Annotated in this window: 9 protein-coding genes; 2 read left to right on the top strand and 7 right to left on the bottom strand. The window is 72.0% G+C overall.

Annotation, left to right across the window (positions count from 1 at the left end):
• Positions 1 to 110: 110 nt before the first annotated feature.
• Positions 111 to 722 carry a response regulator gene (locus tag ACH443_RS16005; RefSeq protein ID WP_429763218.1) on the bottom strand — a complete coding sequence of 204 codons (612 nt, stop codon included), beginning with the start codon at positions 720 to 722 and terminating at the stop codon, positions 111 to 113.
• A 68-nt stretch (positions 723 to 790) separates the two neighbouring features.
• Positions 791 to 2,182: a sensor histidine kinase gene (locus ACH443_RS16000; protein WP_430590860.1), complete on the bottom strand. Its 1,392-nt coding sequence runs from the start codon at positions 2,180 to 2,182 to the stop codon at positions 791 to 793.
• A gap of 73 nt (positions 2,183 to 2,255) precedes the next feature.
• On the opposite strand from ACH443_RS16000, the gene ACH443_RS15995 reads away from it, so the two are divergent.
• Positions 2,256 to 3,146 (top strand): hydrolase, encoded by an 891-nt coding sequence (locus tag ACH443_RS15995; RefSeq protein WP_430590859.1) that lies wholly within the window; start codon positions 2,256 to 2,258, stop codon positions 3,144 to 3,146.
• Here ACH443_RS15995 and ACH443_RS15990 read toward each other — a convergent pair.
• Positions 3,139 to 4,332 carry a YibE/F family protein gene (locus ACH443_RS15990; RefSeq protein WP_430590858.1) on the bottom strand — a complete coding sequence of 398 codons (1,194 nt, stop codon included), beginning with the start codon at positions 4,330 to 4,332 and terminating at the stop codon, positions 3,139 to 3,141. The genes ACH443_RS15995 and ACH443_RS15990 overlap by 8 nt on opposite strands.
• 51 nt (positions 4,333 to 4,383) lie before the next feature.
• Here ACH443_RS15990 and ACH443_RS15985 point away from each other — a divergent pair, with 51 nt between their 5' ends.
• Positions 4,384 to 5,385 (top strand): DMT family transporter, encoded by a 1,002-nt coding sequence (locus ACH443_RS15985; RefSeq protein WP_430590857.1) that lies wholly within the window; start codon positions 4,384 to 4,386, stop codon positions 5,383 to 5,385.
• Positions 5,386 to 5,478: 93 nt separating this feature from the next.
• On the opposite strand, the gene ACH443_RS15980 is transcribed toward ACH443_RS15985, so the two are convergent.
• Genes ACH443_RS15980 through ACH443_RS15965 form a run of 4 tightly spaced genes read right to left on the bottom strand, consistent with a single transcriptional unit; the run spans position 5,479 to position 11,316 of the window.
• Positions 5,479 to 7,242, bottom strand: a complete 1,764-nt coding sequence (locus tag ACH443_RS15980) for an ABC transporter family substrate-binding protein (protein ID WP_430555456.1) — start codon at positions 7,240 to 7,242, stop codon at positions 5,479 to 5,481.
• Positions 7,243 to 7,290: 48 nt separating this feature from the next.
• Positions 7,291 to 9,384, bottom strand: a complete 2,094-nt coding sequence (locus ACH443_RS15975; protein WP_429763087.1) for a dipeptide ABC transporter ATP-binding protein — start codon at positions 9,382 to 9,384, stop codon at positions 7,291 to 7,293.
• Positions 9,381 to 10,316, bottom strand: coding sequence for an ABC transporter permease (locus ACH443_RS15970; protein ID WP_429763086.1), 936 nt, complete (start codon positions 10,314 to 10,316; stop codon positions 9,381 to 9,383). Before ACH443_RS15970 ends, ACH443_RS15975 begins: the two co-directional genes overlap by 4 nt.
• A 16-nt stretch (positions 10,317 to 10,332) precedes the next feature.
• On the bottom strand, positions 10,333 to 11,316 hold the full coding sequence (locus ACH443_RS15965; protein WP_429763085.1) for an ABC transporter permease: 984 nt from the start codon (positions 11,314 to 11,316) through the stop codon (positions 10,333 to 10,335).
• Positions 11,317 to 11,799: the final 483 nt, after the last annotated feature.

The raw sequence follows: 11,799 nt of genomic DNA, 5'->3' as shown, positions 1-11,799 counted from the left end.
ACGAGGCATGGCAGCAGCCAAGCCGAGCGGGACGGCGGACGGCCGGCGTTGTCCACAGCCCTCGAGGTAGTACCTGGTGGCGGTTCCGCGCCGGGAACCGTCACCAGGTACTACGTCAGCGCGCGGTGGTAGTAGACGACGGCCTGCACGCGGTCGCGCAGGTGCAGCTTGGCCAGCACGTTGGAGACGTGGGTCTTGACGGTGGCCTCGCCGAGGAACAGCTCGCCCGCGATCTCGGCGTTCGACAGCCCCTGGCCGACGAGCACCAGCACCTCGCGCTCCCGCGGAGTGAGCTGGTGCAGCCGGGGGTCGGACGGTGCCGGCTGGGTGCCCGACGGCGCGCCCGCCGGCGGCCGCTCCCCGGAGACCATGCGCTCGATGACCCTACGGGTGACCTCCGGCGCGAGCAGCGCGTGCCCGGCGGCGACGGTGCGGACGGCGTCGACGAGCCGGTCGGCGTCGGAGTTCTTCAGCAGGAAGCCGGACGCGCCGGCGCGCAGGGCGTCGTCCACGTAGGCGTCGTCGTCGAAGGTGGTGAGCACCAGGACCTTGGCGAGGTCGTCGGCGACGATGCGCCGGGTGGCCTCGATGCCGTCCATCACCGGCATCTGCACGTCCATGAGCACGACGTCGGGGCGCAGCGCCCGCACCTGCTCCACCGCCTGCGCGCCGTCGGCGGCCTCGCCCACGACCTCGACGTCGGGCTCGACGGACAGGATCATCGCGAAGCCGGAGCGCACCAGCTTCTGGTCGTCGACCAGCAGCACCCGCACGGGCGCGTCGGCGCTGGTCACGGGCGGTCCTCGGGCAGGGGCAGGCGCACCCGCACACGGTAGCCGCCGGTGGCACGTGGCCCCACGTCGGCGACGCCGCCGTGCGTCGCGACGCGCTCGCGCACGCCCACCAGCCCGAGGCCGGTGCCCGTGGAGCCGGGGCGCGGGCGGCCGTCGTCGAGCACCTCCACCTCGGCGAAGCCGTGCGGGAACCGGTCGGCGGACGGGTCGTCGCGCCGTGCCGGGCGGCGGTCCACGCGCACGACGACGCGCGCGGACCGGGCCGTGGAGTGCTTGCGCACGTTGCTCAGCGCCTCCTGCGCGGTGCGGTACAGGCTGAGGCCGACCGGCGCGGGCACGGCGTCGACGGCGCCCGGCTCGGCCACCACCCGCACGTCGACGTCGAGACCGGCGTCGTCCGCGAGGGCCGGGACGTCGGCCAGCCCGGGCTCCGGCGCCCGCCCGCCGGCCGCCGCGGTCCCGGCCGGGCCGACGTCCTCGACCCCCCGCAGCGTGCCGAGCAGCCCGCGCATCTGCGCCACCGCCTCGCGCGACTCGCTCTCGATCGTGGCCAGCGGCTCGGCCGCGGCGGCCGGGTCGCCCGCGAGCATCCGCCGGGCTGCGGCCGCCTGGATGCCGATGACGGACACGTGGTGCGCGACGACGTCGTGCAGCTCGCGGGCGATGCGCAGCCGCTCGGTGACGACGGCCTGCCGCTGGAGCTCCGCCGTCTGACGCTCGATCGTCGCGGCCTGCGCCTCCAGCTGCTCGCGGCGGCGGGCGCCGTGCCACATGAGCTGGCCGGCCACGACCGCTCCGTAGAAGTAGGCGACGTTGATGAGCAGGTTGTACGCGGTGAACGCGACGCCGGGGTCGACCAGGCCGGGCTGCTCGTCGGCCAGCCCCATCGACTCGATGATGCCGTCGATGCCCGCCCCGACGGCGAACTGCCAGGCCAGCCACCCGAACATCGCCAGCAGCGCGGCGCCCACGACGAGCACCATCGCCTGCCGGTCGCGCGCCCACGCCACCGCGCTGAACAGGGCGACGAAGTAGACGACCTGGAGCGGCACGAGGATCGTCACCAGGGGGACGGTCAGACCCACCACGAGGAAGTGCAGGTACACCACGGAGAGCACGACCAGCGGGAACCGCCGCCGCCACATGAGGGGCGCGGCGCCCACGGCCGCGAGCAGGTAGAGCAGCCAGGTCGGGGCCGTCTCGTCCTCGAAGTACCCGATGCTGCGGGCGAGCTCGGCGCCCACGAGGGAGACGACGACGAACACGGCCCCGAGCCACAGGTCGTGGCGGTAGGCGCGGGCGGGGTCGGCGGGCACGCGTTCCCACCCGGAGTCGATCCCCCACCAGTCCGAGAGACGGGCGGTCCACCCGGCAGGTTGCTGCGGCATCCGCCCAGCGTAGGAAGACCGGCCGGGGTCCCGCCTCCCCCACGAGGCGGAGTTCGGGGGCAGGATGGGCGACGTGACCACCATCACCGGGATCGACACGACGCCCCCCGCTGCCCTCACCGTCTCCGTGTGCCGCACCTGCGCGGTCGAGCACGCCGAGCGCCCCGACACGTGCGCGATCTGCGCGGACGAGCGCCAGTGGGTGCCGGCGTCGGGGCAGGCGTGGACCACCCTCGAGGAGCTGGCCGCGGAGGGGTGCGCGGTGTCCGTGCGCGAGCTCGAACCGGGGCTCGTCGCCCTGGAGGTCGCGCCGGGGGTCGGTATCGGGCAGCAGTCGAAGCTGGTGCTGACGTCGGCCGGTGCGCTGCTGTGGGACCCGCTGGGCTTCGTCGACGACGCGGCGGTGGACGCCGTGGCCGGCCTGGCCGGCGAGGGCGGCGTCGTCGCGGTCGCTGCGAGCCACCCGCACATGTTCGGGGCCCAGGTCGAGTGGTCACGGCGGCTGACCGCGGTCACGGGACGCGAGGTCCCGGTCCTGGTCAGCGAGGCCGACGCCGGCTGGGTCGCACGCCCCGATCCGGTGATCGAGACCTGGGCCCCCGGACCCGCGGGCGAGCGGGAGATCCTTCCCGGTGTGTGGCTCAGCCAGCCCGGCGGGCATTTCCCGGGCTCTGCCGTCGTGCACTGGGAGGCCGGCGCCGACGGGCGGGGCGTGCTGCTGTCGGGCGACACGATCTTCGCGAACCCGGACCGCACGGCGAGCTTCATGCGCAGCTACCCCAACCGCATCCCGCTGTCCGCGGCGGTCGTGACGCGCGTCGCCGCGCACGTGGCCCGCCGGCCCTTCGACCGCCTCTACAACAACTTCGACGGCGTCATCCCGGCCGACGCGCGCGACGTCGTGCTGCGCTCCGCCGAGCGGCACGCGGCCTGGGTGCGCGGCGACTTCGACCACCTCACGTGAGTGCCTCGGCGGGCTCGTGCCGGGGCAGGACCGGGGCGGCGTCCGGCGGTCCCGGCACCACGACCGCCGCGATCGCCGTCGTGATCGGGATGGCGAGCACGAGGCCGATCGACCCGACCAACGTGCGGACGATCTCCTCCGCGATCTCCCCCGAGGTGAGCGCGGTCACGGGCGACTGGTCCAGCAGCCACACCGTGAGCAGCAGGGGCAGCGCGGCGCCCACGTAGGCGAAGGCGATCGTGTACACCGTCGACGCGATGTGGTCACGACCGATCCGCATCGCCCGCGCGAACAGGGCGCGGCGCGAGGCCAGCGGCGCCAGCGCGCGCAGCTCCCAGACGGCCGACGCCTGCGTGATCGTGACGTCGTTCAGCACGCCCATGCCCGCCAGCACGAGCCCGCACAGCGCGATGCCCTGCAGGTCCACCCCGGCCGCCATGGACGGCAGCATCTGCGCGGTCTCCGACGTCGCGCCCGTGATCTTCGAGGCGGACGTGGCCCACGTGCCGATCGCGGCCGTGAGGGCCAGGCCGGCCAGCGTGCCCAGCAGCGCCACCGACGTCCGCGTCGTCAGCCCGTGCGCCAGGTAGAGCACGACGAGCATCACCGCCGACGACGTCACCAGCGCGACCGCCATCGCGTCCTTGCCTGCGAGCAGGGCGGGGAACGTGAACCCGAGGAAGACCGCGAACGCGACACCGAGCCCGGCGATCGCGGCGAGGCCCCGCCACCGGGCCACGAGGAGGACGACGAGCACGTACGCCCCGGCGAGGAGCGCCAGCGGGAGCTCCCGCTGGTGCTCCATGAAGACGTAGGGGGCGGCGATCTCCCCCTGGAGGTCGCCGATGTGCAGCGCCACCAGGCCGTCGCCGGTCTCGAACTCGAACCGCGGGTCGACCTGCATGCGTGACGCGCCGCCGTCGGGCAGCTCGATCGGCAGGGTCACCTCGCCCGACTCGTCCTCGCCCGGGGGCCCGGCCACCGTCACCTCGACGAAGGAGCTCCCGTCCACGACCACGGGGATGCGATCGGGCACCTCGCCGGCCTTCGGCCAGAGCATCCACATCCCGAGCGCCGTCGCGACGATCGCGGGCAGCACGAGACAGGCGATGACGAGCCGGGTGCGTCGTGGAGCCGGCGCCACCGGTCCGCCGTGCGCGTGGCCGTGTGCGTGGGCTCCCGTCATGGGCGAATCCTCACACGGGGCCCGCCGGTTTCCCGGACGTACACTCCCGGGGTGAACCAGACGCCCGACCCCGCCGCAGGCCCCGGGACCGGGCGGGCGGTCGGGGTGGCGCTCGCGATCGTCGCGGGGTTCGCCGCCGCGCTGCAGAGCCGCGTCAACGGCACCCTCGCCACCGAGACGGGCACGGCGTTCGGCACGGCCGCCCTGTCGTTCGGCTCGGGCCTGGTGCTCCTCACCCTCGCGCTCCCGTTCTCCCGCGCCGGGCGGTCGGCGCTCGCCCAGGTCGGCGCCGGCCTGCGCCGCGGCGGCTCCTCGGGCGGCCTGCGCTGGTGGGAGTGCCTGGGCGGCCTCGGCGGCGCGTTCTACGTGATGTCGCAGGGGCTGACGGTCGACGCGCTCGGTGTGGCCGTGTTCACGATCGCGCTCGTGGCCGGGCAGTCGGTGAGCTCCCTCGTCATCGACCGGCTAGGGCTCGCGCCGGGCGGCGTGCGCCTGGTGACCGTGGGCCGGGCCCTCGGCCCCGTGCTCACGGTCGTCGCCGTCGTCGTGGTCTCCGGCGCGGGCGCGGCGACCGCCGCCCTCGGGCTGGCGCTGTTCCCCCTCGTGGCGGGCGTGCTGCAGTCGTTCCAGCAGGCGCTCAACGGCCGCGTGCGCGCGGCCGTGCGCCCTGCCGGCGGCGGCCGCGACGGCGGCGTGCTGGCCGCGACGTTCGTGAGCTTCCTCGTCGGGACGGCGGCGCTGCTCGTGGTGTTCGGGGTGTCGCTCGCCGTCGACGGCGCCCCCACCGGCTCGCTGCCCCCCGACCTGCTGCTCTATTCCGGCGGCCTGCTCGGCATCGTCTTCATCGCCCTGCAGGCGGCGGTCGTGCAGCGCATCGGCGTGCTGCTGCTCGGGCTCGGCATGATCGCCGGCCAGGTGGTCGGCGCGCTCGTCCTCGACGTCGTCTCCCCCGCCGTCGCCCCACCGGGCGCCGCGACCTACGCCGGCGCGGCGCTCACCCTCGTCGCCGTCGCCGTCCCGCTCCTCGAGGGCGCGCTGCGCCGCCACCGCTGACCTCCCGGTCGCTCCCGGGCGCGACGACGCCGCCCCGACCAGGCGGTCGAGGCGGCGTCGTCGTGCGTGGTGCTCAGCGGGTGACGCGGTGCGTCACTTCTGCCAGCCCCAGTTCTCCGGGTGCGGGGCGAGGCCCTCGAACCCGGAGGTGCGCCAGCCGAAGTTGGCCAGGCCCTTCTTCACCGCGGTCATCTCCGGACCGAAGTCGATCGGGAAGGTGCCGTACTGCTCGAGCGCCTTCTTCTCCGCCTCGTTGAAGGCGGTGATCGCGGCCGGGATGTCCTCGATGGTGCCCGGCTTCTTCATCAGCTCGTCGATCTCCTTCGTCCCGATGTACGTGAAGTTCGAGTCCGAGTCGGAGCAGTAGAGCTGGCAGCCCGAGGTGCTGTAGCCGTACGGGTCGGAGGACGACCAGGCCATGATCAGCATCTCGTACTTGCCGCCGAGGACGGTGTCCGAGAACTTCGACGGGTCCTGGTTGTCGAGCTCGACCTCGATGCCGGCCGCCTTGAGCATCGCCTGCACGGCGTTCGCCATGGCGGTCTGCGTCGGGCTGTCACCGAAGAAGGTGTACTTGAGGTGGACCGGCTTGCCGTCCTTCTCGTAGTAGCCGGACTCCTCGTTGAGGGTGTAGCCCGCGCCCTCGAGCGTCGCCTTGGCGTTCTCCACCGAGAAGGCGGCGTCGGCCGGCATGTTGTTCTCGTAGCCGTCCTGGATCGGCGACATGACCTCGGACCCGGCCGGGTCCTCCTCCCAGCCGAGACCCTGGAAGTCGATCTCGGCGAGCTTGGAGACGTCGGTCGCCTGCGTCACGGCCTTGCGCACCGCGATGTCCTGCAGCGCCTCGGCCTTGGTGTTCAGCGTGAACACACCGGTCGACAGGGCGTAGTTGATGAGGATCTGCACGTCGTCCATGCCGCGCGCCACCTTGAGGCGGTCGGCCGCGGCGACGCCGACGGAGTCGATCTCACCGTTCTGGAAGGCGTTGATCGAGGCGGCGTCGTCCATCTGCTTGAAGACAATCTTCTCCAGCTTCGGCGCCTCGCCCCACCACTTGGGGTTCGGCACGAAGGTGGCCTGCGTCTCGTCCTGCGAGTCGACGATGAACGGACCGGCGGCCCACTCGTTGTGCGGCTCGTTGACCCAGCCCTTGGTGTAGGTCTTGGCGTCCAGGGCGTCCGGGTGCATCAGGTTGATGAACAGGAACTGGTACGGGAAGAACGGCGTGTCGAAGGTGACGACGACCTGCTTGTCGTCCTTGCCCTTCTTCACCGACTTGATCTGGTCGTACCCGGTGGTACCCAGGGGGTTGAACCCCTTCATGGTGCCCGACTGCGCCTTCCAGGTGGCCTCGAAGGCCGTCCAGTCGATCGGCGTGCCGTCGTTCCAGGTGGCCTTCGGGTTGACGTCGTAGGTGACGACCAGCGGGTCCTCGCTGGTGACCTCGACGTTCGACAGGTAGTCCGGGTTCGGCGTCGGGTTGCCCGCGACGTCGTAGTCCCACAGCGACGCCTGGTACAGCTTCCAGAAGTCGCCCATGTAGCGGGTGTTGCCGTCGACCGAGAACGCGTTCCAGTTCGGCGTGACCTCGGACGTCGCCAGCGTGAGCGTGCCGCCGTCCTCGACCGCGTCGCGGTCCTGCGGGTTGTTGTACGCCTTGCCGGCCTCGGGCATGGGCAGCTCGCCCTTGTACGAGGAGGGGACGCCGTCGGCGGGCTGCGTCGTCATCGACGTGTCGCCGTTGCCCTTGGCCGTGCCCTCGTCGTCGCCACCGCCGGAGCCGCACGCGGCCAGGGTGAGCGCGAGCACCGCGGCAGCAGCGACCGCACCGACGCCCTTCTTGCGGATCGTTGTCATGATTCTCCTTGAGAAGCGTCTACCCGGGGGGTAGATGACCCGGACGGGTCAGGCGCGGGTGGTCTCCCGCACGTCTGTGAGGCCCGCCGACGTCCTGGTCAGCGGGAAGTGGCAGGCGGCGAGCTGGTCGTCGCCGCCGGTGAGGACGGGCAGCACGGTGTCGCAGCGCCGCTGGTCGTCGGCCGGCAGCGTGGCGCGCACGGGGCAGCGGCTCGCGAAGCGGCAGCCGGGGATCTCCTCCACCGGGCTGGGCAGGTCGCCCTCGAGCACCACGCGCTTGCGCCCGCGCTCGAGCTGCGGGTCGGGCAGCGGCACGGCCGACAGCAGGGCCTGCGTGTACGGGTGGCGCGGCGCGGTGAAGACCGCCTCCGTGTCCCCGGACTCGACGACCTGCCCCAGGTACATCACGGCCACGCGGCTGGAGATGTGCCGGATCACGGACAGGTCGTGCGCGACGAAGAGGAACGCGACGCCGAGCTGGGCCTGCAGGTCCTCGAGCAGGTTGATGACGCCGGCCTGGATCGACACGTCGAGGGCCGACACCGGCTCGTCGAGCACGATGAGCCGCGGGTTCACGGCGAGGGCCCGCGCGATGGCGATGCGCTGGCGCTGGCCGCCAGAGAACTGCGACGGGAACCGGTCGACGTGGTCGGGGTTGAGGCCGACCAGCTTCATGAGCTCGTCGATGCGGGCGTTGACCTTCTGCCGCGACCAGCCGTGCACCTTGAGCGGCTCGGCGAGCACGTCGTAGACCGGCATGCGCGGGTCGAGCGAGCTCATCGGGTCCTGGAAGACGATCTGCAGGTCGCGTCGCAGCCCCGCCCGCTCGCGCGTCGAGAGCTCCTCGAGGTTCTTGCCGAGCACGGCGACCCGGCCGCCCTGCGGCGCCTCGAGCTTCATGATCTCGAGGAGCGTCGTCGTCTTGCCGGAGCCGGACTCGCCGACCAGCGCGACCGTCTCGCCGGCGCGCACGTCGAACGTGACGCCGTCCACGGCCTTGACGGTGCCGACGCGGCGGCGCAGGAAGCCGCCCTTGGTGAGCGGGAAGTGCCGCTTGAGGCCCTCGACCTCGAGCACGACCTCGCGCTCGGAGCGGGGCACCGACTCGAGCGTCGACTCGGCGGCCTCGGCCACCTCGTACGCGTCCTCGAACGTGACGCCCTGCTCGGCGAGCTCGTCGGCGCGCACGCACGCGGCGAGCGTCTCGGGCCGGCCGGCCACGGGCAGCAGGTCGGGCTCGGCCGTGCGGCAGCGGTCCTCGACGAGCGGGCAGCGGTCGGCGAACGGGCAGCCGACGGGCAGGTCGACCAGCGACGGCGGGTTGCCCTGGATCGGCACGAGGCGGCGGTTCTCGCCGCGGTCGGGGCGCGGCACGGCGCCCAGCAGGCCCATCGTGTACGGCATGGCGGGCCGGGCGAACAGCTCGTCGACGGGCGCCTGCTCCACGGGGCGGCCGGCGTACATCACGAGGACGTCGTCGGCCACGCCCGCCACGACGCCGAGGTCGTGGGTGATCATCACGACGGCGGCGCCGGTCTCGCGCTGCGCCTTCTTGAGGACGTCGAGCACCTGAGCCTGGATCGTCACGTCGAGGGCCGTCGTGGGCTCGTCGGCGATGATGACGTCGGGGTCGTTCGCGATGGCGATCGCGATCATCACCCGCTGGCGCATGCCGCCGGAGAACTGGTGCGGGTAGGCCCGCAGCCGCTCGGCCGGGTTGGGGATGCCGACCAGGTCGAGCAGCTCGATCGACCGCTCCTTGACCTGCTTGCGGTTCAGGTCCTGGTGCAGGTCGAGGGCCTCGGCGAGCTGGTCGCCGATGGAGAAGACCGGGGTCAGCGCGGACAGCGGGTCCTGGAAGACCATCGCCATCTCGTTGCCGCGGTACTTGGACAGCTCGAGCTCGCTGAGCCCGAGCAGCTCCGTGCCCTTGAGCCGGATGGAGCCCTCGACGCGGGCGTTCTCGTCGAGCAGCCCCATGACCGACAGGGACGTCACGGACTTGCCGGACCCCGACTCCCCCACGATGCCGAGCGTCCGCCCGGGCATGAGGTCGAAGTTCACGCCGCGGACGGCGCGGACGGTACCGGCCTCCGAGGCGAAGCTCACGTGCAGGTCGCGCACGCTCAGGACGGGGTTCATGCTCGGCCTCCCGACCGGGAGTTCGGGTCGATGGCGTCGCGCAGGCCGTCGCCGATGAGCTGCACGGAGAACGTGAGCAGCACCAGCGCGACCGACGGGGCGATGAGCACCCACGGCGCGGTGAGGATGACGCTCTGCCCCGCCTGGAGGATGGTGCCGAGCGAGGTGTCCGGCGCCTTGATGCCGAGGCCGAGGAACGACAGCGCCGTCTCGGAGTTCACGGCGGCGACCACGCCGAGCACGGTCTGGATGATGAGCACCGACCCGAGGTTCGGGATGAGGTGCCGACGGATGATCGTGAACGACCGCACGCCCATGTACCTGGCGGCGTGCACGTAGTCGAGCTCGCGCAGCGACAGCGTCAGGGTGCGCAGCACGCGGGCGTACCCGATCCAGCCGAAGACCGTGATGCCGAACGTGAGCCAGATCCAGCCGTTGGCGCCGGACGACGAGCGCACGATCATCGCGATGAGCAGGAACGACGGGATCACCAGCAGCATGTCGAGGACCCACATGCCGACGCGCTCCACCCAGCCCTCGAAGAAGGCGATGGTGGTGCCGATGATCGCGGCGATCACCGTGATCGCCACGGACGACAGGATGCCGATGGCGAGGGAGCGGCCGAGGCCGCGCGCCACGAGGGCGAAGACGTCGGACCCGCCCGTCGTCGTGCCGAACCAGTGCTCGGCGGACGGCGCCTGGGCGAGGGCGAGGAAGTCGGGCTCGTCGTAGCCCCACTGCGCGATGCGCGGGCCCACGAACGCGAACACGACGAGCAGCACCAGCAGCACCAGCCCGACGACGGCGGACGGGCGGCGCGCGAAGCGCCTGGCGATCAGGGTGAAGCGCCCGGTGCGCCGCAGCCCGGTGCTCTGCTCGTCCTCCGCCGTGAGGACGGCGGCGGCGGTGACGGTCAGCTCGGAGTCAGCCATGGTTGTCCAGCCCCTCTCAGCTGATCCTGATGCGCGGGTCGAGCCACGCGACGACGAGGTCGGCCAGCAGCGCACCGACGAGGGTGCACACGCCGGCGAACGCCGCGATGCACGTCGCGCCGTTGATGTCGTTGTTGACGATCGTCGTGACGAAGTACCGGCCCAGGCCGTTGATCGCGAAGATCGTCTCGGTGATCACGGCGCCCGTGAACACCGTCGCGATCGAGAACGCGACGTTCACGGCCGTCGGGATGAGCGACGTGCGCAGCGCGTGCTTGCGGATCGCGAGGTGCAGCGGCAGGCCCTTGGCCCGCGCGGTGCGCACGTAGTCGGCCTTCATCGTGTCGAGCAGGTACGTGCGCTGCGTGAGGTGGTAGCTCACGGCGCCGATGATCGTCAGCACGATGGTCGGCAGGATGAGGTGCTGCGCCAGGTCGAGCAGCCACAACCATGGGTTGTCGCCCTCGTAGCTGTGCAACCCGGTGACGTAGAACAACCGGAACCCGAGCGCCTCGTTGATGTAGATCGCGGCGATGACGACGAACAGCGCGAGCACCGCCGTCGGGATCACGAGGAAGAAGGTCGCGAAGCCGCCGAGCACGCGGTCCTGCCACTTGTACTGGCGGATCGCGGTGTAGACGCCGATCGCGACGCCGATGACGATCGCGAGCACCGTGGCGAGCGTGACGAGCTGCGTCGACGCGCCGATCCGCGTCGCGACCGCGCTGGCCACCGGCTCCTGGTCGGGGCTCAAGCCCCAGTTCCAGTGCAGGACGATGTCCGTCAGCCAGCGCCAGTAGCGCAGCAGCAGCGGGTCCTCGTCGTTGATGTTCGCCGCCGTCAGGGACGCGTTGATGGAGTCCATCGGCGGGCGCGGGTTGCGCGACAAGTAGTTGGACCGGGGGTCCATGAAGACCGAGGCCAGCAGGTACGTCGCCGAGACGGCGACGAAGAGCATCGCGACGTAGTTCGCACCACGCCGCAGGAGGAACCGGCCCATCAGTCGCGACCGACCACGCTCGTCGGTGCGGGCACGGGGGTGCCCCCTCGTCCGGGTGGCTGGTTCCCGGTCAGCATGGCGAGAGGCGCGACACGCATGGACTTCCCTGTGCACTTGGGGCTCGTGGCCCGACGACGCGCGTGGCCCCTGCCCGGTGGGTGCGGGCCGCGCGCACTGATGACGAAAGCGCAGGCCGGGGTGGTTTGGCAGGGCGCCTCACGATAGACCTGTGCAACAGTCGCTGACCTTACTCGCGCTGTGTTTCGCCGTGGTTCACGTCTTGTCACACGGGCGTTCAGCGCACCGGAGATGAGACGCAGAACACACCATAGGGCCGATAAAATTGCAGGTCGGCGCGTTCTGGACCGGTGAACATATCGATTCGATCACGATCGTCGACCCGGCCACCTATCGGGGCCGGAGCGCCGACGGACGACGGCGGCCGGCCCACCCCGTGGGTGGACCGGCCGCCGTCGTCACTCC

Origin of the sequence: Isoptericola sp. NPDC019571 (genome assembly GCF_044389385.1) — a bacterium.
GTDB classification, from domain to species: domain Bacteria; phylum Actinomycetota; class Actinomycetes; order Actinomycetales; family Cellulomonadaceae; genus Isoptericola; species Isoptericola nanjingensis.
The sequence above is the reverse complement of the archived record's forward strand: the minus strand, read 5'-3'. Positions and strand labels throughout refer to the sequence as shown.